Annotated in this window: 27 protein-coding genes; 21 read left to right on the top strand and 6 right to left on the bottom strand. The window is 30.6% G+C overall.

What is annotated here, in order from left to right; all coding sequences use genetic code 11:
• Positions 1-33: 33 nt before the first annotated feature.
• The gene (gene fahA / locus D6200_RS03425; RefSeq protein ID WP_047788804.1) at positions 34-1,311 is read right to left on the bottom strand and encodes a fumarylacetoacetase; all 1,278 of its coding nucleotides are present in this window, start codon (positions 1,309-1,311) and stop codon (positions 34-36) included.
• 171 nt (positions 1,312-1,482) lie between these two features.
• Between fahA and glyA the strand changes: the two genes are divergently transcribed.
• A complete protein-coding gene (gene glyA / locus D6200_RS03420; RefSeq protein WP_047788803.1) occupies positions 1,483-2,757 on the top strand; it encodes a serine hydroxymethyltransferase in 1,275 nt (424 codons plus the stop codon).
• Between the two features lie 176 nt (positions 2,758-2,933).
• Entirely contained in the window at positions 2,934-3,707 is a 774-nt protein-coding gene (locus D6200_RS03415; RefSeq protein WP_073184025.1) for a LamG domain-containing protein, read from the top strand.
• 55 nt (positions 3,708-3,762) lie between these two features.
• Here the strand turns inward: D6200_RS03415 and rmuC are convergent, their stop codons facing one another.
• Complete coding sequence (gene rmuC / locus D6200_RS03410) at positions 3,763-5,142, bottom strand: DNA recombination protein RmuC (RefSeq protein WP_073184023.1); 1,380 nt, start codon at positions 5,140-5,142, stop codon at positions 3,763-3,765.
• Positions 5,143-5,247: 105 nt separating this feature from the next.
• Here rmuC and D6200_RS03405 point away from each other — a divergent pair, with 105 nt between their 5' ends.
• The 8 genes from D6200_RS03405 to D6200_RS03375 all read left to right on the top strand — a co-directional run bounded on the left by D6200_RS03405 (position 5,248) and on the right by D6200_RS03375 (position 9,973).
• Positions 5,248-5,799, top strand: a complete 552-nt coding sequence (locus tag D6200_RS03405) for a 1-acyl-sn-glycerol-3-phosphate acyltransferase (RefSeq protein ID WP_073184021.1) — start codon at positions 5,248-5,250, stop codon at positions 5,797-5,799.
• An 80-nt stretch (positions 5,800-5,879) separates the two neighbouring features.
• Complete coding sequence (locus D6200_RS03400) at positions 5,880-6,434, top strand: DUF4251 domain-containing protein (RefSeq protein WP_073184019.1); 555 nt, start codon at positions 5,880-5,882, stop codon at positions 6,432-6,434.
• 47 nt (positions 6,435-6,481) lie between these two features.
• Complete coding sequence (locus tag D6200_RS03395; RefSeq protein ID WP_073184017.1) at positions 6,482-7,081, top strand: Crp/Fnr family transcriptional regulator; 600 nt, start codon at positions 6,482-6,484, stop codon at positions 7,079-7,081.
• Between the two features lie 213 nt (positions 7,082-7,294).
• Positions 7,295-7,639 carry a hypothetical protein gene (locus D6200_RS03390; protein ID WP_125064365.1) on the top strand — a complete coding sequence of 115 codons (345 nt, stop codon included), beginning with the start codon at positions 7,295-7,297 and terminating at the stop codon, positions 7,637-7,639.
• A 19-nt stretch (positions 7,640-7,658) separates the two neighbouring features.
• Positions 7,659-8,531: a pirin family protein gene (locus D6200_RS03385; RefSeq protein WP_047788796.1), complete on the top strand. Its 873-nt coding sequence runs from the start codon at positions 7,659-7,661 to the stop codon at positions 8,529-8,531.
• A 67-nt stretch (positions 8,532-8,598) separates the two neighbouring features.
• A complete protein-coding gene (locus D6200_RS03380) occupies positions 8,599-9,489 on the top strand; it encodes a pirin family protein (RefSeq protein ID WP_073184013.1) in 891 nt (296 codons plus the stop codon).
• 68 nt (positions 9,490-9,557) lie between these two features.
• A complete protein-coding gene (locus tag D6200_RS15555; RefSeq protein ID WP_394364656.1) occupies positions 9,558-9,614 on the top strand; it encodes a hypothetical protein in 57 nt (18 codons plus the stop codon).
• 170 nt (positions 9,615-9,784) lie between these two features.
• A complete protein-coding gene (locus D6200_RS03375; protein ID WP_047788794.1) occupies positions 9,785-9,973 on the top strand; it encodes a hypothetical protein in 189 nt (62 codons plus the stop codon).
• A 61-nt stretch (positions 9,974-10,034) separates the two neighbouring features.
• Here the strand turns inward: D6200_RS03375 and D6200_RS03370 are convergent, their stop codons facing one another.
• The 3 genes from D6200_RS03370 to D6200_RS03360 all read right to left on the bottom strand — a co-directional run bounded on the left by D6200_RS03370 (position 10,035) and on the right by D6200_RS03360 (position 12,769).
• Positions 10,035-11,006: an NAD-dependent epimerase/dehydratase family protein gene (locus tag D6200_RS03370; protein ID WP_073184183.1), complete on the bottom strand. Its 972-nt coding sequence runs from the start codon at positions 11,004-11,006 to the stop codon at positions 10,035-10,037.
• A gap of 2 nt (positions 11,007-11,008) precedes the next feature.
• The gene (locus D6200_RS03365; RefSeq protein ID WP_073184011.1) at positions 11,009-11,794 is read right to left on the bottom strand and encodes an SDR family NAD(P)-dependent oxidoreductase; all 786 of its coding nucleotides are present in this window, start codon (positions 11,792-11,794) and stop codon (positions 11,009-11,011) included.
• A gap of 126 nt (positions 11,795-11,920) precedes the next feature.
• Positions 11,921-12,769, bottom strand: coding sequence for a helix-turn-helix domain-containing protein (locus D6200_RS03360; RefSeq protein WP_164505158.1), 849 nt, complete (start codon positions 12,767-12,769; stop codon positions 11,921-11,923).
• Between the two features lie 37 nt (positions 12,770-12,806).
• On the opposite strand from D6200_RS03360, the gene D6200_RS15255 reads away from it, so the two are divergent.
• Positions 12,807-13,001 carry a hypothetical protein gene (locus D6200_RS15255; RefSeq protein ID WP_164505157.1) on the top strand — a complete coding sequence of 65 codons (195 nt, stop codon included), beginning with the start codon at positions 12,807-12,809 and terminating at the stop codon, positions 12,999-13,001.
• Positions 13,002-13,324: 323 nt separating this feature from the next.
• Here the strand turns inward: D6200_RS15255 and D6200_RS03355 are convergent, their stop codons facing one another.
• Complete coding sequence (locus D6200_RS03355; RefSeq protein ID WP_073184006.1) at positions 13,325-14,344, bottom strand: helix-turn-helix transcriptional regulator; 1,020 nt, start codon at positions 14,342-14,344, stop codon at positions 13,325-13,327.
• Positions 14,345-14,494: 150 nt separating this feature from the next.
• Between D6200_RS03355 and D6200_RS03350 the strand changes: the two genes are divergently transcribed.
• The 10 genes from D6200_RS03350 to D6200_RS03305 all read left to right on the top strand — a co-directional run bounded on the left by D6200_RS03350 (position 14,495) and on the right by D6200_RS03305 (position 24,517).
• Positions 14,495-14,950 (top strand): phosphatase domain-containing protein, encoded by a 456-nt coding sequence (locus D6200_RS03350; protein ID WP_125064364.1) that lies wholly within the window; start codon positions 14,495-14,497, stop codon positions 14,948-14,950.
• A gap of 28 nt (positions 14,951-14,978) precedes the next feature.
• Complete coding sequence (locus D6200_RS03345) at positions 14,979-15,626, top strand: hypothetical protein (protein WP_073184004.1); 648 nt, start codon at positions 14,979-14,981, stop codon at positions 15,624-15,626.
• Positions 15,627-15,771: 145 nt separating this feature from the next.
• Positions 15,772-16,068 (top strand): S26 family signal peptidase, encoded by a 297-nt coding sequence (locus D6200_RS03340; RefSeq protein ID WP_208857159.1) that lies wholly within the window; start codon positions 15,772-15,774, stop codon positions 16,066-16,068.
• Between the two features lie 709 nt (positions 16,069-16,777).
• Entirely contained in the window at positions 16,778-18,169 is a 1,392-nt protein-coding gene (locus D6200_RS03335; protein ID WP_073184000.1) for an RtcB family protein, read from the top strand.
• A gap of 100 nt (positions 18,170-18,269) precedes the next feature.
• The gene (gene prfH / locus D6200_RS03330) at positions 18,270-18,962 is read left to right on the top strand and encodes a peptide chain release factor H (RefSeq protein WP_073183998.1); all 693 of its coding nucleotides are present in this window, start codon (positions 18,270-18,272) and stop codon (positions 18,960-18,962) included.
• A 1-nt stretch (position 18,963) separates the two neighbouring features.
• Entirely contained in the window at positions 18,964-19,479 is a 516-nt protein-coding gene (locus D6200_RS03325) for a tetratricopeptide repeat protein (RefSeq protein WP_047788785.1), read from the top strand.
• Positions 19,480-20,276: 797 nt separating this feature from the next.
• Positions 20,277-21,377 carry a slipin family protein gene (locus tag D6200_RS03320; RefSeq protein ID WP_047788784.1) on the top strand — a complete coding sequence of 367 codons (1,101 nt, stop codon included), beginning with the start codon at positions 20,277-20,279 and terminating at the stop codon, positions 21,375-21,377.
• A 626-nt stretch (positions 21,378-22,003) separates the two neighbouring features.
• Positions 22,004-22,945, top strand: a complete 942-nt coding sequence (locus D6200_RS03315; protein WP_073183996.1) for an alpha/beta hydrolase — start codon at positions 22,004-22,006, stop codon at positions 22,943-22,945.
• A 64-nt stretch (positions 22,946-23,009) separates the two neighbouring features.
• Positions 23,010-23,375: a hypothetical protein gene (locus tag D6200_RS03310; RefSeq protein WP_073183993.1), complete on the top strand. Its 366-nt coding sequence runs from the start codon at positions 23,010-23,012 to the stop codon at positions 23,373-23,375.
• Positions 23,376-23,404: 29 nt separating this feature from the next.
• Complete coding sequence (locus tag D6200_RS03305) at positions 23,405-24,517, top strand: MBL fold metallo-hydrolase (RefSeq protein WP_073184181.1); 1,113 nt, start codon at positions 23,405-23,407, stop codon at positions 24,515-24,517.
• Positions 24,518-24,540: the final 23 nt, after the last annotated feature.

Genomic DNA, 24,540 nt, shown 5'->3' with positions numbered 1-24,540 from the left:
TTTTATGCTTATATTATTAGTAATGATAAGTATTTACTTAGCTGGTAAAATTTTACCTGAGCATTCACCAAAACCAATACGAATTTTTTCATTTTTACAATAACCACGCATAATAACAGTATCGTTATCATTTATAAATTTACGTTCGCTACCGTCGTTTAATTTAACAGGGTTCTTACCTCTCCAAGTTAATTCTAACATTGAACCAAAGCTATCTTGAGTAGGACCAGAAATAGTACCACTACCCATCATATCACCTGCATTTACAGGACACCCATTTACTGTATGATGTGTTAATTGTTGTACCATAGTCCAATACATGTATTTAAAGTTAGAATTACACACTACAGTTTCTTCTTTACCTTCTGGTTGAATAGCCATTTGTAAATTAATATCGTAACTATCTTTTCCTTCTTTCTTTAAATAAGGTAAAGGTTCATATACTTGTTTAGGATTATCTACTCTAAAAGGCTCTAGTGCATCTAAGGTTACAATCCAAGGAGAAATTGTTGAAGCAAAATTCTTTCCTAAGAAAGGTCCTAATGGAACATATTCCCAAGCTTGAATGTCACGAGCAGACCAGTCGTTAAACAATACCAGTCCGAAGATATAATCTTCTGCTTCTTCAATAGGTATTCTATCTCCTAAGTCGTTAGCAACTGTAGTAATAAAAGCCATTTCTAATTCAAAATCTAATAATTTAGAAGGTCCAAAATTAGGTGTAGTTTCTCCTTCATTAGGACGCTGTTGCCCTATAGGACGACGAATTGGAGTACCAGATGGCACGATAGAAGAACTTCTTCCGTGATAGCCAATAGGAATTTGTAACCAGTTTGGAAGTAAGGCATTTTCAGGATCTCTAAATAAGCTCCCTACATTCGTTGCATGTTCTTTACTAGCATAAAAATCGGTATAATCTCCTACAGCGACAGGAAGTTGCATTTCTACTTCATCCATTCTAAAGATTATTTTGTCTTTGTGCTCAGCATTATCTCTTAGCTTACTGTTTTTTACATCAAAAATATCAGCAATCCTATTACGAACTAAACGCCATGTTTTACGTCCGTCTGCAATAAAATCATTTAAGGTGTCTTGTAAGAAGATATCATCTGTTAAAGGAATTCCATCAAAATATCCTAATTGATGTAAAGCACCTAAATCAATCGCATAATCACCAATTCTTGTACCAATTGTTATGATATCATCTTTAGTTAAAAAAACCCCAAAAGGTATATTTTGAATAGGAAAATCTGAGTTTTCAGCTACAGTTAACCAAGATTTTCTATTTGGGTTATTAGCAGTTATTTCCATTTATCGTTTTTGTTATATTTTCATCAAACCTACATATTTTTTTCAATTTACCCCAAAAAGATGAGTAAAAAAAATGTGAAAGTATTTTAGCGTAAACTTCTTTAAAAATCCTTAAAAAAGGATACATAAATTTTAGTACATTTGGCTACTTTACGCAACAAAACAAACAACATGCAAAAAGATCATCAAATATTTGATTTAATTCAAGAGGAAAAAGAACGACAATTAAATGGTTTAGAATTGATTGCTTCTGAAAATTTTGTGAGTGACCAAGTAATGGAAGCTCAAGGATCAGTTTTAACAAATAAATATGCTGAAGGATACCCAGGTAAACGTTATTACGGAGGGTGTGAAGTGGTAGATATCGTTGAGCAAATTGCGATTGATAGAGCTAAAGAATTATTTGGAGCTGAGTATGTAAATGTACAGCCACACTCTGGAAGTCAGGCAAATACTGCGGTCTTTGCAGCTTGTTTACAACCAGGAGATACTATTTTAGGTTTTGACTTATCTCATGGAGGTCATTTAACACACGGTTCACCAGTTAATTTTTCAGGAAAATTATACAATCCTGTGTTCTACGGAGTGGTAAAAGAAACTGGATATATCGATTATGATCATTTAGAACAACAAGCAAAAGAGCACAAACCTAAGTTAATCATTGCTGGAGCTTCAGCGTATTCTCGTGATATTGATTTTAAAAAGTTTAGAGAAGTTGCTGATAGTGTTGGAGCTATTTTAATGGCTGATATTTCACATCCAGCAGGATTAATAGCAAAGGGTATTTTATCTGATCCACTACCACACTGTCATATAGTTACTACAACAACTCATAAAACATTACGTGGACCTCGTGGAGGAATGATTATGATTGGAAAAGATTTTGAAAATCCGTTCGGATTAAAATTAAAATCAGGAAAATTAAAGAAAATGTCTACATTGATTAACTCTGCGGTATTCCCAGGAAACCAAGGTGGACCATTAGAACATGTTATTGCAGCAAAAGCAGTTGCTTTTGGTGAAGCTTTAACAGATGAGTTCTTGGAGTATCAAATTCAAGTAAAAGAAAACGCACAAGCAATGGCCAAAGCTTTTGTAGAGAAAGGATATGAAATTATTTCTGGAGGTACAGACAACCATTGTATGTTAATTGATTTACGTAACAAAAAGATTACAGGTAAAGCTGCTGAAGAAGCTTTAGGAAAAGCAGAAATAACTGTAAACAAAAATATGGTTCCTTTTGATACAGAATCACCATTTGTTACTTCTGGTATTCGTGTTGGTACTGCTGCAGTTACTACACGTGGTTTGAAAGAAGAAGATATGCAGGTAATTGTTGATTTAATAGACGAAGCATTAATGAATGCTGAGAACGAAGAAGTACTAGAAACAGTAGGAGAGAAGGTATATGATTTAATGCATAACAGACGCTTGTTTATTATGTAATATAACAATGTCCTTATAAAAAAAGGTTGTCTTTCAAGACAACCTTTTTTTTATATACCTAACCCAGGTTTTGTTTTTACTCTTTATAAAGTTTTTTATACTGCTCATAAAGCCATTTCGTTTTTTTATAGGTCGTAAAACTATATTCGATATAGTTAATTTTAAACAATAAAAAAATGAAAAAAATTTACACAGTTTTAGTGTGTGTAAGCTTACTTATTGGGGCTTGTTCAAAAGATGAAGAAAATTTACCTGTAAAAGAAGTTACTCCTTTTGAAAATTTATTAAAAGACAACAATCTAATAGCTTATTACCCTTTCAATGGTTCAGCAAATGATAACAAAAACTCGTATGATGGGATTGTAAAAGACTTTGATGCTATTCAAGACAGAAAAGGAAACAACTCTAGTGCTTATAAAAGCACAACAACTTCAGCAGAAATTAGTTTTCCTGCTGCTATTCCTTTTAAAAATGAATCCTTTTCTATGAGTTTTTGGTTCAAGGTTCCTACAAACTTACATGATGCTACTTTTACTATTTTATCTAAAAGAGAAGCCTGTAGAAAAGGAGACTTTATTCAAGTAGCGTATAAAAAAGGTTCGAATGAATTAACTGTTGAAATGAGATCAGACAACGTTATGACAGATTTAAATGGTTCTGCAACAGCTGATTTAGAAAATGTGAGCCCAACTAAATGGACTCATGTAGTTATCGTGAAAGATAATTCTACTAGAAAAACGACTATTTATATAAATGGAAAAGAAAAAGTAAGTACTCCATGGAGTCTTCCTGATGGAATTGTGAGCATAGATAATACTGCTAAGTTTAAAGTAGGACACTCACCATGTGTTATTTCTGGTCTTAACAACTTTATAGGCTCAATAGACGAATTAATCTTATTAAAGAAAGCTCTTACATCTCAGGAAATAGGTATTTTGAAAAATCAATAAAAACAGTAAAAAATTAAAGGTAAAAAAATAGGTACTCTTACCAGAGTACCTATTTTTATTCGTCATTATCTTGAGCTCGTTCGAGAATTTTTTCAGGAAGTGCTTTTTTAGCTTTCGCTCCCATTTTCTTTAATTTTTCTACACTTGTAATTAAGTTTCCACGCCCCTCTACCAACTTATTCATAGCTGCAGCATAATCGGCTTTAGTACCGTCTATTTTCTTTCCAATATTAACCAAATCAGCTAACAGCCCATGAAATTTATCGTATAAAGCACCTGCTTGTCGTGCAATCTCTAAAGCATTACGTTGTTGCTTTTCATTATTCCACATGGTATCAATAGTACGTAAGGTAGCTAATAAAGTAGTTGGAGTAACAATAACAATATTTCTTTCAAAAGCTTTATTATATAAAGTATTGTCTTCATTTAAAGCTACAGCAAAAGCTGGTTCTATTGGTACAAACAGTAGTACAAAATCAGGAGACTCTATTTTATAAATATCCTCATACTTTTTTTCTGAAAGCTGCTCAACATGTCGCTTTAATGAGTTAACATGTTCTTTTGCAAAACGCTCTTTTACAATATCGTCTTCACTATTTACATACTGTTCATAAGCAGTTAAAGATACTTTAGAATCAACCACCATTTTTTTGTTATCAGGTAAGTGAATTACGACATCGGGCATGATACGTTTACCCTCATCATTGGTAAAAGATTGTTGCACAAAGTATTCTCTGTCTTTTTCTAAGCCAGATTTTTCTAAAACACGTTCTAATACTAATTCTCCCCAATTTCCTTGGGTTTTGCTATCACCTTTTAAAGCTTTAGTTAAGTTTAATGTTTCCTTGCTCATTTGAGCATTTAACTCTTTTAACCCTAACAATTGCTCTTTTAAAGCAGAATGCATTGAAATACTTTCTTTTTGAGTGTCTTCAACCTTCTTTTCAAAAGTTTGGATTTTTTCTTGAAGTGGATTTAAAATATCCTTAATATTTTTCTTGTTCTGCTCAGTAAATTTATTCGATTTCTCATCTAGAATTTTGTTCGCTAAATTTTCAAACTCTTTGGTAAACTTATCCTGTAACTTTTCTACTTCTTCTTTATTCTCTTGAAGTTTTAATTGTAAATTTTTCAACTCTTCATTTTTTCTAGCCAATTCAAGAGCAGTAAACTCTTTTTCACGACGTAATTCACTATTTTCTTTAGTTTTTTCGTTTAATCTATTTAAAAAGTCTTCCTTTTGCTGAGAAAATGACTCTTCCTTTTCTTTTTTCTGAATATCAAAATTAGCTTGATGATTTTGTAGGGTTACAATCTCTTTTTCTAAGTCAGAAGTTTGTTGTTTAAACTTCAATTTAGAGAGTAAGTTTCCAATAACAAATCCAATTAGTAAGGTGCTAGTAGCAGTTAAAATAAGTAAGAGAGTGGTATTCATTAGAATAAATAAAAGGTTATTAAGTGAACAAATATAGGACAAGATAGGTTAAAATTATTTGATTTTTGTAGGGAAAACCGTATCATTGACCTTTATACCTAGTAAATGATATCTAAATTTATATTTCACAAAGTTTTAGGCTGGAAGGTAGTTGGAGATTTTCCAAGAAATTTAAAAAAATACGTTGTTATTGGAGCTCCACATACCAGTTGGAAAGACTTTCCGATTGCTATTTTGGCTAGAAACACTATTGGCGTAAAAATTAACTTTATAGGTAAGGCTTCGTTATTTAAACCCCCTTTTGGTTTTATTTTTAGAGCATTAGGAGGGGCTCCTGTTGATAGGAGCAAAAGCACTAATAAAGTAGATGCAATTGTGTCTGTATTTAATCAGCATGATGAATTTCGTCTAGCGTTATCTCCAGAAGGAACTCGTGCTAAAGTAACCTCATGGAAAACGGGATTTTATTATATTGCTAAAGGTGCTAATATTCCTGTGGTAATGTTTGCTTTCGATTTTGAAAATAAGCAAATTATTATAGCTCCTCCTTATTACTTAACAGATGATATGAACGCTGATATGAATCATTTTTATGATTTTTATAGAGATATTAAAGGAGCAAAACCGGATCTGTTCTCTGTACCTAATAAAGAGTAAAACAAACGTTAAATAGTCTTGTTTTCTTGAAAGTTTTACGATATTTAAGTATCTTGTAGAAGGTTTAAAAACAGTAAAGTATGAAAAGATTTGTTTTTTTTATTAGTATGATTTTTTTACTACTTAGTTGTGCATCTTCTAAAAACATAACTCAGTCAGAAATAGATAACTTAAACGCTCTTATAGAAAATAAAACTTTTGAAATAGAATCAGAGTGGGCTGAACCAATGGTTACAAATGCAATGGCACAAATAGCTAATGCAGGTTTGTTACCTATAGGAAGTAACGCTGGAAACATTAATTTAGTAGGAAATAGTAATTTTTTCAAAATGAAAAAAGATACTGTTGCAGCCTATTTACCATATTTTGGAGAACGACAAATGGGAGGTTCTTATGGAAGTACAGATATTGGAATTGAATTTGAAGGAACTCCTGAAGATTTAGTTGTATCAGAAGATAAAGAGAATAGTTACAAAATTAGTTTTAAAATAAAGGATAAAAATACAACAACTGAAAACTATAATGTTATAGTTAGAGTATATCCTAGCTTATCGAGTACCATTTATGTAAATAGTACGCAGAAAAATTCAATTAGATATAGAGGTAAGGTACTTAAAACTTCAGAAGAAAAGTAAAATATTGTATATAATACTGTATTTTTAGTAGCTCATTACATCAATGTATGGAGCTACCAAACTTTAAAAAGTATCTTATTGAAAAAGGAGGATTATCAGAAGATGATTACCTTCAAATGCAATCGTTTATTTCTTTAAAAAACGTTTCTAAAAGTGATTTTTTATTAAAAGAAGGAGATGTGTGTTCACATTTCTTTTTTGTAGAAAAAGGTTTGTTACGTTTATATGCCCTAAATGAAGAGGGAAAAGAAAATATTTTACAGTTTGCTACTGAAAATTGGATTGTAAGTGATAGAGGTAGTGTATATTTTCAAGAACCATCAACATATTATATTGACGCTGTAGAAGATACATTAGTTATAATGTTAGACGAGGACTTTATTAATAAAGTGTCAAAAATAAATACTGATTTTAGAAGAAAAAATGAGCATTTGTTACAAAAACATATTCGTCAATTATACAAACGTATTAGTCAACTACTTGGAGCTTCAGCAAAAAGACGTTATTTAGATTTTGTAAAGATGTATCCAGATATTATGTTACGAGTTCCGCAATGGATGATTGCTTCTTACTTAGGAATAACTCCAGAAAGCTTGAGTCGTGTTCGTAAATCACTTGCTGAAGAAAACTTCAAACCAAATAATTAAGGTACGAGTTATGATTGTTGATTTACGGTTGTTAGATAATCGTAATTCGTTCTTACCATAGGTCAATGCATACCTTTTTTTGTTGCCGTAATTTTACAGTGAAATAAAAAGTGGAGGTTAACTCACTTAATATTTCAAAAAAGTAAACTCAATTAATTTCGATGTTAAGCATCGAATAATTAATCCCATTTAATGGGTAAAAAAGGATTTATCATGAGACATTTAAAAACATTAGTTGTAACAAAAAATACAACAAAACCCAAAATTTTGAATTGGCAAGTTTCAACTGTTCCTGATGTCGAAACAGCCATTGAAAAATTACATCAACAAATATATAAGGTTTTAGCTATTTCTAAAGACACTAAAGAGGTAGAAAAAAACAAATTACAAAAGATTATTACAGTATTATTTCCTGAAGCAATTATTGTTGAATACAAAGATGAAACAGCGCTTTCAGAAAGCGTTAAACAAGGGTATTGGTCTAAAAATAAACCAGAAATACAACGTAATTATTTTGATAATTCATTTGAAATGGAATTAGCCGCTAGTTTAAATTAATTAAAGAAAGGAAGTTAAAATGAAAACAAGAAGTATAGAAAAGATAGTAAAACCTGGAACTCCACATTTTGTTGGAGATGGATTTAGAGTTCATAATTTTATTCCAGGAAGCTCAACGATGCAACGTATGGATCCATTTATTATGTTAGATTATAATTCAAAATATAATTTTCCTCCAACAGATAAACCAAAAGGAGTGGGAGTACATCCGCACAGAGGTTTTGAAACCGTAACGATTGCCTATAAAGGACGTGTTGAGCATGGTGATAGTGCAGGTGGAGGTGGAATTATAGGTGAAGGAGATGTACAATGGATGACAGCGGCTTCAGGAGTTTTACACAAAGAGTTTCATGAAACCGAATGGAGTAAAACAGGAGGAGAGTTTCAAATGGTACAATTATGGGTAAATTTACCGGCTAAGGATAAAATGAGTTCGCCAAAATATCAAGCAATTGCTAATGCAGAAATGGCTAAAATACCTTTAGCAGATGGAGGAGGAGAAATAGAGGTAATTGCAGGAGAGTATAAAGGAAATAAAGGACCTGCATTTACATTTTCGCCAGTTAATATGTTTAATGTAAAGTTGAAGAAAGGAGTAAAAACACAGTTAACCTTTCCTAAAAACTACACTACTGCTATTTTATCAGTTGAAGGTAGTGTTAAAGTGAATGAATCAAACAATATTTTAGAGGATTACTTTGCATTATTCAAAAATGACGGAGATACTTTTACTTTAGAGGCTTTAGAAGATGCTATAATTTTAGTATTAAGCGGAGAGCCTTTAAACGAACCTATTGCGGCACACGGTCCGTTTGTAATGAATACTAAACAAGAGTTAATAGAAGCATTTCAAGACTTCAATACTGGAAAGTTTGGTTATTTAGAAGATTAACAATAACTTTAAAAGGCAACTCTTTGATTTAGAGTTGCTCTTTTTATTAAACCCTTAGGTATATAAAATGTCTAACACGAAACTAATAATTGAAGAGCGAGCAGCAAATATTGGTAATTTTCTAGTAGGTCGCTTGTTGCCATTTCGGCAAAAACGAATGGTAGGTCCTTTTATTTTTATCGACCATATGGGACCAGTAAAACTTACCGAAAATGATAATTTAGATGTTGATATGCATCCTCACATAGGTATATCAACTCTTACTTTTTTGTTTGAAGGAGCTATAGTACACCGTGATAGTATCGGAACTGAAATAGAAATAACTCCAGGAGCTGTAAATTGGATGACAGCAGGAAAAGGAGTAGTACATACAGAAAGAACTCCTAAAAGATTAAGGAATTCAACTAAGAAGCTTCATGGGTTACAAATATGGGTAGCTTTACCTTTAAGTGAAGAGCAATGTGAACCTTCTTTTACACATGTTTCCGAAAATGAAATTCCTAATTGGGAAGATGAAGGAGTTCAGTTTAAGCTCATCGCAGGAAAAGCGTTTGGAAAGCAATCTCCTGTTCCAGTATATAGTCCACTGTTTTTTATAGAAATTAAATCGAGTGAGAAGAAAACAATTACTATAGGAGAACATTTGTTTGGTGAAAGTGCCTTATATATTTTAGAAGGAAGTATTATTAGTGATGGACATACTTATGAGTCCAAAAAATTATTAGTAGCAAAAGACAGTACCTTGTGTTCTTTTGAAATTACAGCAAATTCTACTGTTTATATTTTTGGAGGAGAGCCATTTCCAGAAGAACGCTTTATAGAGTGGAATTTTGTGGCTTCTAATAAAGAATTGATAGAGCAAGCTAAAGAAAACTGGAAAAATAATAAGTTTCCTTCTGTACAAAACGAAACTGAACGAATCCTCTTACCAGAACAAAGACGTTTTGGGAGGAGTTAATAGTGTAATAAACAAAAAACATATGAAAACAGGTAGATTAAGAAGCATTTAACGATGGTGTTTTAGCTATTCTAATTACCATTATGTCAGTAGAAATTAAAGCTCCCAGAAGATACTACATTTAAAGGACTATTAGCTCCCGTATTTATATAAGTTAGGAGTTCTTATGGAAAAGTAATTCAAAAAAAATATGGTTTTTCCTTACTAAAAATATGGTTTTTTTTATAGTAAACTCTTTTTTAAAGGTTATTTTCGGAAAACAAAATAATATTTATAACCCCCAAAATACTTTATAATGAAAAAAGTAATTTTAAACGTAAAAGGATCACAAGAGTTAACAAAAACAACCTTAAAGAACATTAAAGGAGGAAATGCAGTACCTTTTCCTTTTCCTAAAGAATGTGGAGGAGATGGTTCTTTTATTTATCAAGATGGAGTAAAGGTATGTTGTTACAGACCTACCACTATGGACTATATTTGTTAAAAATTGTTTAATATAGGATATAAGGAAAAAGACTTTAGTTTATAAACTAAAGTCTTTTTTGTTAATTGTTTTTGATTTTGGAAAAATAGATAATAGCATCATCTATAGCCTTATTAATAGGTAGATATTCAATCTTTAAATCTCTTACTGACTTAGTATTAGAGAAAAAGTTGTTTATACATAAAGCACGCATATTCGTTAAACTTAAAGAAGTTTTTATACCCATACTTCGGAGAACATCTCCAAAATAACCTATCATAATAAGTATAAACTTAGGGATTTGAACCATCAAAGGTGATTGATTGGTTACTTGGTTAAGCTTATTAAAAAAATCTTTATAACTAAGGTTCTCGTTTGCTAATAAGTATTTTTCTCCAAAAGAATTTGTAGTTAGTACTTTTATAATGCCATTAGCAACATCTTTTACATGCACAAAGTTTTTTCCTCCAGGAGGATAAAATATTACTTTCTTTTTCCACCCCATATATATTATTTTTCCTGAACTTGGTTTAGTATCGTAAGCTCCTAACATAAAAGTAGGATTTACAATAGCTGTTTTTATCTTATGGTTATTTTTTAACAAATACTTTTCAGCTTCAAATTTACTTTTTGCATAATATGATTGTTTAAAAAGTTTACTCATTTTATTATTTTCAGCCCCCGGTTTTTGTAAAGAACCATACCCTAAAGTATTGGCGGTGCTCACGAAAACAAAGCGTTTAACATTACACATTATAGCAGCATTGTATAATTGTATGGTAGTGTTACAATTTATTTTCTTATAATCAGAATACCTCAATAAATTTTGACTAGTTGTTGCTGCAACATGTATTACTACGTCTAGATTATTTAATAAAGAAGTAAAGTCTATAAATAAATCACCTTCAATTAATTTTAAGTGTTTATGTTCTTTTCCTTTATAGTTTTGTTTTTTTCTGGTAAGACCAATAACAAAATAACCTTGTTGTAAAAGTTCATGACATAAATTAGTACCTAATAAACCATTAACTCCAGTAATAAAAATTCGTTTCATTTTTAAGCTTCTCTTTTTATTATACTTGTCATCATAGGTATTTTTATCCAATTAGGTAAAAGAATAGAAATAAACCAAATCATTGGGTTTATGACTATAAAAGCTTTTCGTTTAAACATTTTTTTTATTGAATACTTAGCAACCTTTTTTGGATCTAACAAGGTTAATTTACCTAAAAAGCCTTGTTTTTTTATTCTTGCAGTAATTTCTGGATTTGTTTTCATAGCTCCAGGGTTTATAACACTAACAGAAACATTAGTGTTTTTTAGCTCTTCTGAAAGACCTAATGAAAATGAGTGAACAAAAGCTTTTGAAGCAGGATAAACTGTTTTATAACCTAGAGGGGAAAAAGCAGCAATGCTTGATACATTTAAAATATATGATTTTTTTTGCTCTTTTAAATTAGGAAGTAATTGATGTGTAAGTATTGTTATTGCTTTTATATTGACTTGAATTATATTATTAATATAATTAAGAGAAACGTCTTCTATTTTTTTTGTTCCACCAGTACCAGCATTATTAATTAGAATATTAATAGCGTATTTTTCCTTTAAATAACTAGTTAATGATTTAAGGTTAGCATCTGAAGAAAAATCAGTTTCATAATAGGCTACTTTAACATTGTAGTATGTTTCAATTAGGTTAGCCAGTTTATTTAAATTCTGTTTAGGAAGACTAATTAAAATGAGATTGTGTTTTCTTTTGGCCAATTCTAATGCAAAAGCTTTTCCTAACCCTTGACTTGCTCCTGTAATAACTGCAAACGTATTATCTGTATATTCTTTCATTTGTCTTTTTTAAAATATGTAAACAAAATTAGAACAAGAGATGATTTAAAATGCCCTTGTTTATAAATGAGGACAGGAATTCAAACTACTTGCAATCAATGATTTAAACACTCGTATTGTTCTGTGTTATAAACTAGAACTTTGTTTTTTAAATTCCGAAGGTGTTTGATTTGTAAGCTTTTTAAATGTAGTATTAAAAGCAGTTTTAGAACTAAAACCAGACTCAAATGCAATACCTAATATAGATAGTTTTTCAGAAGATTTATCCATTAATAATTTTTTAGCTTTTTCTATACGATAACTATTGATAAACTGATAGAAATTTTGATTAAATCCATTATTAATAACATATGATAATTGGTGCGATGTTATTTGCATTTCTTCCGCTAAAGAAGCCAAATTAATGTTGTTATCTAAATACAAATGTTTAGTTTTCATCAAAGCATTTAATTTAGCTTTTAATATAACAAGCTCTTTGTCTTTAATAATTTTTCGTTTATTAGTATCAATTTCATCATCATCATCATTCTCAATAGCAATAATATCTTCACGGTGTTTTTGATTACTCGGAAAAATTTCTTTTTGTTTTAAGGAGTTGTAAGTCATAAACAAGACAACACCTAACGTAATAATGTTTAGGTATAGGTTTAAGGGTAGTCCAATATAAACAAGGTTAAAAACACTTATAATTAAAACTAGAACCATAATTACAAGAATAATATTTTCTAACCATTTCAAATTAATTTCATCAGTATTAGATGAAAACAAAGTTATTTTTCGCTGATGAATACGAAGTCTTAAAAACGATTTTGTAGTAAATATAATCGCATTAACAAGTATTAATGTTACTAATAAAAACTGATAATTAATAATCGAGATGTAATCATAAATAATTGCAATTAAATAAACTATTGGTATAATAAATACCGTGCTGTCTTTAAACGTAAAACTATAATTAGGATTAGAAAAAAACAAAACACTGATATATAGTAGTATAGGGGTGAAAAATTGTATGAATGAAATTAGTAAGTTTAGAAAAAGACCAAAAGGTTCTGTCTTTGTTAGCAAAACAATTTCTTCTAACCAAAAACTTGACCATAAAAATAAAGTTATCCCAAACCAAATATTAGCTTTTTTATTTACTCTCAATGGGTTTGAAAGCATGATAAAAGAAAGTAGTATTAATGAAGAAAAAACAAGTATTTGAATAAAATAGATAAGCAATTAATTTTGTTTTTCACAAATATAAGTTCTTATCTCTAATTTAATAGGGTCTAACACTTAAGTTTTTTTATTAATTAACCGTAGTATTACTTAGACTTTTTTAGTTGGTAATAATTCCTCAGGAAAAGGGAATAAAATTGTTAAGTTTTTCTCTGCGGCAATATATGTATTTACCAAATCTAAATTTAATACAGACCCTATTACCGATTGGCACTGCCATTTGCCAAATGGCTATACTTCTGATAATTAAAAAACTAAATAATATATTCGGATTAAAAGTTCGCTTTTTTGTACTAAAGAATAAAGCTACAGTTGTGTCTGCTTTTTAATAGCGTATCTGTTTAGAGAGTTTTCTAGTTTCTGAATCATTCTTTTTCTAAGTTTTTCAGGTTTTAATACTTCTATACTATCACAAAAGCCCAAAATTAAACGTTCCAATTCATAATTAGGAATAACTAAAATATTAAAGATAGCCCCGTCATCTGTATATTTTATCAATCGTTGAGATTTATGAAAAGGTTTCGTGAGTACATAAGGAGTATTTGCTTTATCTACCCAAAAAGCAATACGCTGTGGTTTCGTATTTGAAACTGTGACACCTACAACATCTTTATAATAAACATCACCATTAATTGCTTTGTCTATATAGGTTGTGTTTTCAACTTCCGCTACAGAATTTATACGATCTAAAGCTAAGGTTGTTTCTTTACCCTTTACGAGTGCTAATAAAAACCATCTATTATTAAACTCCTTTAATAATTGTGGGTGCAAGGTTATTGTACTGGCTTTTTCTGCTTTAAACGACTGATAATTTACTTTTAATACTTTTTTTTGCTGTATGGCATTGTATAAAGGATCTATAAATAACAAGCCTTTAAGTTGCTCATTTTTATCTAGATGAATGATAGCTCTATTATTTTTTTGAGAAGAATATACCGAATCTTCTAAACGTTGTAGCACTCCATCCATTTCTTTGAATAAAGAAAAGTCTTTAAACTGACGTAATACTTGAATGGCATCATTCATCACCTTTACATCGTTTTCAGTCACAGGAATATTCATAATAGAATATCCTTCTTCAGCATAACGGTAATATTTTCGTTGATAGACTTCAATCGGAGCATTATACCCTAATTTATCACTACGCATCAATTGAATATCTAACTGAACCGTTCTCTTACTCACATAAATATCTTTTCCTTCGTATTCGTATAAGGCATCAGAACAAGCATCAATTAAATCATTCAAAGTCCAAGTACGCATTGTGTTTCGAAGGCATTGATCAATTGTTTTGTATCGAATTAGGGCATTTTTATTAGAAGCCATTTTATAATTTTTTAGTAAAAATGATAAATTCTTTTTTGGTACGCAAAAAGATTGCGTAATACAATAAAATATTTGCAGTGTGATTAAGAAAAAGAAGTCGTTTAAGTGGGAAAATTGCTATGAACATAAAAATATTTAAACCGCAGAAAAATGAAAAAACTAAAAAATGAATATAGAAATCAAGATGAAGCTTTACCAAAAGCTATTATTTGTGATTTAGACGGAACTTTATCTTTGATACATAACAGAAGTCCTTTTGATGGAAGTAGGTGTGAACAAGATTTACCTAATGTGCCTATCGTTAATTTAGTAAAGAATTACCAACAATTAGGATATAAAATACTTCTTTTATCAGGTAGAGAAGCTAAATATCAACCAGAAACAGAGTCTTGGTTAAAAAAACATGAAATAGCTTATGACACACTATGGATGCGTAAATCAAAAGATAATAGGAAAGATGCGATTATTAAAGAAGAGGTATTTAAAAGAAAAATAGAGCATAAGTATTTTATTGAGTTTGTTTTAGATGATAGAAATCAAGTGGTTGATTTATGGAGAAAGGAATTAAAACTTCCTTGTTTACAAGTGTTTTATGGTGATTTTTAAAAAATCAAGAACAATTAATTAAAAAATAATGGAAAGAAAAATAACTCAAAAGTTAAAACAAAAGGCATATCAGCTTTTGGTAGATAAAATTGACATAGAAGTTTTTGAAAGCTTTTTATACAAACTGGTAGAAAATAACGAATTCAATAGTAAAGATTTACTATTTGACTTTATAAATATTAATTATAAATCTAATGATTATAGAAGAAGGTTATTAAACCTTATAAAAGATAACAGCTCTGAGAAAGAACTATTAAGTTTAGAAGTGTATTCTTTATGTTTGACACTATCAAGGTCTAATGAAAATGAGGTTGTTTTAAGTGCAATTAATTCATTATCAGGTTTAAATTCACAAACTGAATATCAATACGATATATTATTTGAATTTTATATGTTAAATGACAATATTTTAGGGGATGGTTTCTATTATTATTCATTAACAAATGAGCAGGTAATAGATAGAGCAAAATTATTTTCAGAAAAAGTCATTTCAAAATTTAATTCATTCAAAGAAAATGAAGATTGGTATGGATTTTTAAATTGCGAAATAGAAGTAAAAAATGATGATAAGGTATTAAAACAAAATAATGTTATAAAAGAAGTAAAACTAGATGAAAACAAAAGTTTAATAAGAAAGAGTATCGATTTATTTAAACAAGCTTTAGGAGTAGATTAAACTAGTAATACTTAATTTAAAATCAATCTAATAGGTAAAACCAACTAAAAATATCATATTTGCAGCAGTTCATTGAAATGGCTTGGTAATTTTATGAGATATGTAAGGCAATAGTGTTTTACATAATTTATAAAATATGATACTAATGAATTGGAAAATTCAAAAATTAAATAATGGAGAAACCATTATTTCAAAAGAGCCAGGTAATTCTATGTTGCCTATTTTAAAATCTAAACAACCAGTAAAACTAAAACCAATAAACTGGGAAGATTGTAAGGTTGGTGATATTGTGTATTGCAAAGTTCGTGGAAACTGTTTTACGCACCTTGTAAAAGGAAAAAACAATAAAAGAGGGTTACAAATAGGAAACAATCATGGAAGAATAAACGGATGGACTAAGAATGTATATGGAATAGTAGTAGAGATATTACCAATGCCATAGGCATTTTAAGAAAGAAAAAAAAAGAGAATGAAGGTTCTCCATATTTTATAAATTAATTAAACGAAATTTAACCTATGCCAATGCAATTTATACACATATCGGACGCTCAAAAGCGATTTTTATGGAGTTATCAATAAGGTTATTGTAGTATAAAATCACTAAAAGCGTCCAAATTATATAATTTGGACGCTTTTTTTTATAAAAAACTTCAAGTCTTTGAAAGTTACATGTAAAATGCTACATAGCTTACAACCAACAGGTTACTAGTCTGAAGAAATTCGGATAAGATACTTATATCTTTATTTTAGTGTAAGTGTTTGATTTTAAGTAAAATAAAACCGTTTTAAACTTGTGTAATTCAAAAAAGGCTCACATCTTTGCACCAGTAATTTTTATACAGAGCGCAGTTCAAGTATAAACATACTCAACAACAAAATAATAATTTTTAAAAACGAAGTAAGCATGTTCAAATATCAATTAAACATAAGTACAGTAAAAGAACCAGGTTCTTTTGTACACATGCTTCGCGATTTTCTTCATACATAGAAATAATAATAACCTATATATGAAAAATCCGAAGCCTCAATAACGTTTCGGATTTTTTTATGCTACACATTTCCGCATAGTTTTCAATTTCCGAAGCAAAGAGAAAAATATTGATACAAAGCACTAATTAGAAAATTGGTGCCCAACATTATAATGTCTCAACATGGGAAATAAACTAAAAGGAAAAGATCTAATCAAATTAGGCTTTCCAAAAAACAATAGTATAAATATTGCCTTAGGGCAAATTAACCGATATAGAAAAAAAGAAAAGAAAGAACGCATTTTAGAAGAAGCAAAAAATGTATTGCTTTATCCAGAAAAATATCAAGGAAATGCTATTTGGGGTAAAGTTGCTGAAGGTTTAACCAAGCCTGTTGAAATTAAAATGCATGAATTACGAAATACAAGAGCTCCGTTTTCTATTTATGGAGAAAATGAAATTGATGAGCAAGCTAAGTTTCAGTTGTACGATGCTTTAAAATTACCAATTGCGGTACAAGGAGCTTTAATGCCTGATGCACATTCAGGGTACGGATTACCCATAGGTGGCGTGCTTGCTACTGAAAATGCAGTAATTCCGTATGGGGTAGGAGTAGATATTGGCTGTAGAATGGCATTGAGTATTTTTCCGATGAAAGCTTCTTATTTAAAAGGGAAGCAACATCAATTAGAAAATATCTTGAAGGAACATACCAAGTTTGGAATGTATGAAACACATGATAAAAAACAAGACCATGAAATTTTTGAACGGAATGAGTTCCAAGACATCCCCTTACTAAAACGGTTAAAAGTAAAAGCATATAATCAATTAGGAACTTCTGGAGGTGGAAATCACTTTGTGGAGTTCGGAATGGTAACTATAACAGATGAACACAATGAATTTAATGTGCCTGTAGGAGAGTATGTGGGATTGTTAACGCATAGCGGATCACGTGGATTGGGAGCAAACATTGCAAAACACTATACCTATTTAGCGAGTAAACAATGTCCGTTACCTAAAAATGTACAACATTTAGCATGGTTAGATTTAGATACGCATGACGGACAAGAATATTGGCTAGCAATGAATTTAGCAGGTGATTATGCCAAGGCATGTCATGATAATATTCATAAACGAATTGCAAAGTTATTAGGAATAAAACCTTTAGCAATGATTGAGAATCATCACAATTTTGCTTGGAAAGAACAGCTAAATGGAGTTGAATGTATTGTACATAGAAAAGGAGCAACACCTGCTAATAAAGGAGCATTGGGTATAATTCCGGGGTCTATGACCGCACCAGGATACATTGTTAGAGGTTTAGGGAACCAGGAGAGTTTACAATCGGCATCACACGGAGCAGGAAGAAAACATTCAAGAAGGAAGTGTAAAGAGAAATTTACCAAAAGTGATATTAAGCATCAATTAAAAATGAATGAAGTTACGCTCATTGGAGGTGGAGTAGATGAAGCTCCTATGGCGTATAAAAATATCAAAAAGGTAATGGCTAATCAACAAGAGTTAGTTGAAGTATTAGGCACTTTTACACCGAAAATCGTACGAATGGATAAGTAAAAAGAATCGTCATTCTGAAAGAGATAACAACTGAAGCAATCTGCTTACCGATTAACAGATTGCTTTGTTTCACTCGTAATGACAGGAATAGGAAATTAAAATGAACATAAAAATAATACAATTTACAGCGGGTCGTGGACCTTCGGAATGTTGCTGGGTAGTAGCAAAAGTGCTAAAAGCATTTATAAAAACTGTAGTAGAACATAAGATAACGTATGACATTCTTCATAAAGAAAATGGAATAGAGAATGGCACCATACAATCAGTAAGTGTTCAACTCAAAGGAAATAACCTGTCTTTATTTTTAAAAGATTGGTTGGGCACTATTCAATGGATAGGAAAATCAACCTTTAGAAAATACCATAAACGCAAAAACTGGTTTATAGGTTGTTTTGAATTGGAATATAATAATGAGTTAACTATACAAGAAAAAGACATCGAGTTTCAGGCAATTAGAAGTTCTGGACCTGGTGGACAACATGTAAACAAAGTAAGTTCGGCTGTTAGAGCTAAACATAGCACAACAGGAATTCAAGTATTGGTTTCAGAAAGTCGTTCACAGCATCAAAATAAAAAGATAGCTATACAACGCTTAAAAACCTTGATAGCAAATCATAATGTGCATCAATTACAAAACACCATAAAACAAGAATGGGAGAACCATTTAGATTTAGAAAGAGGAAATCCAGTAAAAGTATTTGTAGGAACTGACTTTAAAGTTAAAAACAACAAAAAAAGATTTAAAACAACGCGTAATCAATTAAAAAGCGATTTGCGTAAACAATTAGAATAAGATGAAAACATTAGCAAACAATTACATATTTAAAGCATTAGATGCTTTTCCATATGAATTAGAAGAAACCATGGAGGCATTAACATATGCTTTGGCGTATGAAGAAAAAAATGTAGTCGCGTTGTGCTTAATGGGACGCATTTACGCTGAGCACTTAGGTGATTTTGAAAAAGCAAAACTGTATTACAAAGAGGCTTTAGCAGAAAATATGTATGCTTTTAACGTATATCCACATTATATTAATGTGTTATTATGGAATGAAGACTATGAAGAAGCTGAACGATTCATTGATTTCGCATTAACCGTAAAAGGTTCCGATAAAGCTATTTTATATACTGGTAAAGCCCAATTATATGAACAGAAAGAAGCGTATAAAAAATCATTACAAACTTTAAAACTTGCTAAGAAACACACGTATAATAGTGACTATATGCGAACTGTAAGAGAACATATAGAACGTGTAGAGGATAAACTTCCTAAGAAAAAGAAGAAAAAAATTAAGAAAAATCAAAAATAATTTTTAGTACGCAAAAACATTGCGCAATACAGTGTAATATTTGCAGTGTAATTATGAAAAAGATGTTTGCTGTGAGATAAAAATTGCTATGAAAAGCCTCATTATAACAAAGGGTATAATGAGGTAGTTATAAAAGTTCATTTACATATTATAAATAAAAATATCAAGCAAGTCTTGTTGCGTGTTTCTGTATAGCACCATTGTATACACTCTTACAGTATTTGTATTAGAATTGTATATGCAACTAGTCTTGAAGGTTTTGATTATTCACCAAAAAATAATCGCACTCTATGTACGCAGGTTCGAATCCTGCCATAACGAAAGTTATGTAGCTAAGTCCGGTTAAAGCAATAGAGAAAATTCGTGTGGGTTCGAATCCCACTATCCGAAAGGATATGGCGGAATGGTAGACGCGCTAGATTTCGGTTCTAGTAATTATGGTAAGCCTAACGGCTGTCGGTTCGAGTCCGACTTCACGACTTGAGAAAAGTCATCAGGAAGCTCATCACCTTGTAAAACTGATGAACTAAAAGTGTTGAATGTTTAATGAGTTTTTAAATAAACACTTATAAACGTACTTTGAAATAATAACCATTACATAAACAATGTATTGATTTTTAGTATGTCAGTTATAGTATCAATTAGTATAACCCATGTAGTAAACAACAATACAAAAGCTATGCAATCTTATTATTTCCGTGGACTTATAAGCATTAACATTCAGTACTTTTTACAAAAACAAACAAATTTCTCCATGGTGAGAAAACAACGTATAAACAATTAAAAACAAAAAGATTATGAAAAGAATAACAATTAATCAAGGAAAAGTAGGATTAGTATTTAAAAAAGGAGATTACATAAAGGTAATTAAAGGGGGTACACATTGGTTAGGATTTAATCAAACAGTGGCAGTATATGATTTAACAAAAGATTTTTATGCATCAGTAGCTTTAGAGGTGTTGTTGCAAGACGCAACTTTAGCAGCAATGTTAGAAGTTGTTGAAGTACAAGACAACGAGTTAGTTTTTATGTATGAAAACAACAACTTTAAAAGAGTTTTAAATGCAGGAAGACACGTTTTCTGGAAAGGATTTATTACTAGAACCTTTCAAAGAATAGATATAAGCAAGATTGAGATTACTGAAAAAGTTGATGCTTCTTTATTCAGTAATTATGAAGTAAGCAAATATGTTAGAACTTTTGAAGTTGCTGCCTACGAAAAAGCGGTGTTGTTAGTGAATGATACCTATCAAAAAACATTGGTAGGAGGGACGTATAGGTTTTGGAAAAATGAAACAACTATTAAAATAGCGAAAGTAGACACCAGACAATTACAATTAGAAATTGCAGGTCAGGAATTGTTAACTAAAGACAAAGCAAATGTTAGAGTTAACTTTTATACGCAATACAAAGTAATTGCTATTGAAAAAGCGTTATTGGCTAACAAAGACTATGAAAAACAATTGTATGTAAACATGCAATTGGCATTAAGAAAATATGTAGGGCACTACACATTAGATGAATTATTAGCAAATAAAGAAGATGTTTCTACAGCTGTTTTTGAAGAAACCAAATCGAATGCTGAAAAATTAGGTGTAGTAATTCAAGGTTGCGGAATTAGAGATGTTATTTTACCGGGAGAAATGAAAGAAATCATGAATCAGGTATTAGTAGCACAAAAGCAAGCCCAAGCTAATATTATTACCAGAAGAGAAGAAACAGCCTCAACAAGAAGCTTATTAAATACTGCTAAATTAATGGAAGACAACGAAATGTTGTTTAAGTTAAAAGAAATGGAGTATGTAGAAAAAATTGCTGATAAGATTGGAGAAATTACAGTTACTGGAAACGGAAATGTAATTAAACAGTTAAAAGAAATATTTGTAGCTAATAAATAATTACATTGGCAAAATTAGAATTTTAGAAGTTTAGAAGATAGTTTTCAGACGGAGATATAAGAATTATATTTAACATAATATTTAAAAATATAATTCAAAAAGTTTAGACAAAATAAGCTATAGATTTCAGCAAGTTTATAGTCGTAACAAATATTCTCTTAATTTTACGTATCTCAGACAAACGAAATGTTTATATGTTTCAGAAACTTCAACGAATATTAATCACTTTTAAAATAGATTATTACAGGTTATATACATGTGGATATGAATAAAATTACAGTGTCGTAAAATGACTGTAACAAATTTGTAGATACTATAAAACATATCTACAATTAAATAAAAAACACTTCGTCATTCTACTTACACAATTCAAAATGAATCATAATTAATATTATGTAAAATAGAAATTAAATTATTTAACCATTAATACCTTTAGAAATTTCTTCTTGCAATAAATTGTTTTAACCAAAATGTGTAAGTCTGATACCAAAATGTATAAGTATTGTAGGATAATACGGCTATAAATTTGCATTGTAATTAATTCTATAGCTGTACAGTTGCTATAAGCAGAATCAAGAGCAAAAAAGTATAACAGATAACACAATATCGACTAAAAAATAAAAACGATGAACAATTTAAAAGCAGGAAAAAATAGTGTGACATTCACGTCATTTGGAGTAGAATTAGCAGGAGATCTTTACCTACCTAAAGGATTTGATTCAAACAAGAAGTACAAAGCCATAATAAGTGCTAGTCCGTTTCCACAAGTTAAAGGACAGATTATGGCAACCTATGGACCAGAAATGGCAAAAAGAGGGTTTGTTTTTTTGGGATTTGATTATTTAGGAATGGGAGATTCTCCAGCATTACCAGGAGAATATAAAAAATCTAGATACATGTTTAGATTAATAGAAAATACTTGGGATGCAGTATCTTATCTCGGTACACTTCCTTTTATAGAAGAGATTGAAGGACTAGGTGTTTGTCAGGGTGGTTCTATCATTGCATCAGCAGCAGTTACAGACCATAGAATTAAGAAAATAGCAATGGTTTCTGGTATGATGGCAGCAGATGGTTTTCAATGGTTAGGTAGAGAAGTTACAGATCCTATGATTGCAGCTGCTAATGATTCTATGCAAAAACAGTACGAAACTAGAGAACCTGATTATTATGCTCCATTTGGATTAGATGATGAAATGACTAAAGAAGAGTTTGTTACTACTGCCGCTTACCCAGTAATGGCAGAAGAAACGTATAATTACTATGGGAAAAACGGTGAAAAAGGCCCTGGAACTGTTAAAAATGCTTCAAACATACATATTGCAGACCAAGCCATGCAGTCTTTAATTTCTATTGGAGAGGCTTATGCAGATAAAATTGTACAACCAAGTTTAGTAATATATAGTACCAATGCATCTACTGCCCCCTGCTCTACCCAATTTATAGCAAAACTTACTAATGATAACACAACATTAGCATTTGATGAGTTTACTCATGTAGATTTTTATTATAAGCCTGAAGCTGTAAAAGCATCAACAGATGCTGTAGCAGAATTTTTTAATAAATAATTTAGATAGAATTTTTACAAGTATTAAACTCCTAATCGATTAATAACGTCTTAAGCTTTTCAATATGAAAATACAAGAACTAGAAACACTAGTGAAAGGACAGAAAGTACATCAAATTAAATGTGGTAATCATCGTTTTATTGATATCACTATCGTCGCAATTGAAGGACGTTTTTTTGTACGTCAGTATAAGTTCGGAAAACGAAGCTGGCATCATGCTTTTTTAAAGCATCCTGAAGGTACTATGAAAACTGGTAACACAGTTGTAGATATTGATGGTGTTATTCCTACGGATTTAGAAGAAATAAACCCTAAAGTAAATAAAGCATATCTAAAATTATTAGGATTGATTTATCCAGTAATGCGATTGACTTTTGACACAAAAAAACATGAAGCGTCTACTTTAGAACTTATTCCCAAAAGTCTATGAAAAATAGTATACAAAAAATTATAAAAAAAATGTTGATTACCCTCTTATCACTTATTGGTATTTTGATAGTTGCTTACGTTTTGATTGTCAAATTTTATCCTTCTTTCGGTGGCGACGTCACAAAAAAAGATTACCAATCTTATACTAGTTCTAAACAATACGAAAATGGCAAATTCCGTAATAAGGATGCAAACGTTCCGCAAAATTTAGGGTTTAATGATATGGTAAAATTATCTTGGAAATTCTTTACTACCAAAGTTAAAAACGGAAGACCAAAGCAAGACTTACACGTTCAAAAAATAGATTCGATAAATGTTGCTGATTATAAAGGTGACACACGCTTCATTTGGTATGGGCATTCGGCTTTCTTAATGCAAACACAAGGAAAAAACATTCTAATTGACCCAATGTTTGGTAAAGTAGCTGCACCAATGAACTTTTTAGGTGAAAATCGTTTTAATAAAGAGATACCTCTAGAAATTGAGAAATTACCTAAAATAGATGCTGTAGTCATTTCCCACGACCATTACGATCATTTAGATTATGAAAGTATTGAAAAGCTAAAATCAAAAGTAGAACACTATTTTGTTCCACTAGCCGTTGGAGTGCATTTAAAAGCTTGGGGAATTTCCGAAGAAAAAATTACGGAACTTGATTGGTGGGGAGAAACAACATATAAAGGTTTGCAGTTTATCTGTACACCATCTCAACATTTCTCTGGTAGAAAAATGAATAATCATCAGAGTACTTTATGGAGTTCATGGATAATCAAAACACCAACTGATAACATCTTTTTTAGTGGAGATAGTGGTTATGGTGAACACTTTACAGAAATCGGCAACAAATATGGACCATTCGATTTTGCAATGCTAGAATGCGGACAGTACGATGAGCAATGGCAAGACATACATATGCTTCCAGAGCAAACTGCGCAAGCAGGCGTAGATTTACAAGCAAAAAAAATAATGCCAATTCATTGGGCCGGTTTTAAACTGGCATTACACTCTTGGACAGACCCAATTGAACGTGTTACTAAAAAAGCAAATGAACTAAACATACCTTTGGTAGCACCAAGAATTGGCCAAACATTTACCATAAATAATATCGAAAACAGTGATTCCAGCTGGTGGAATGAATATTGATAATAAATCGTAGATTTACAAAG

Source organism: Tenacibaculum mesophilum, assembly GCF_003867075.1.
GTDB lineage: Bacteria > Bacteroidota > Bacteroidia > Flavobacteriales > Flavobacteriaceae > Polaribacter > Polaribacter mesophilus.
Note: the sequence above shows the minus strand (reverse complement) of the source record. Positions and strands in the feature narration are given on the sequence as shown.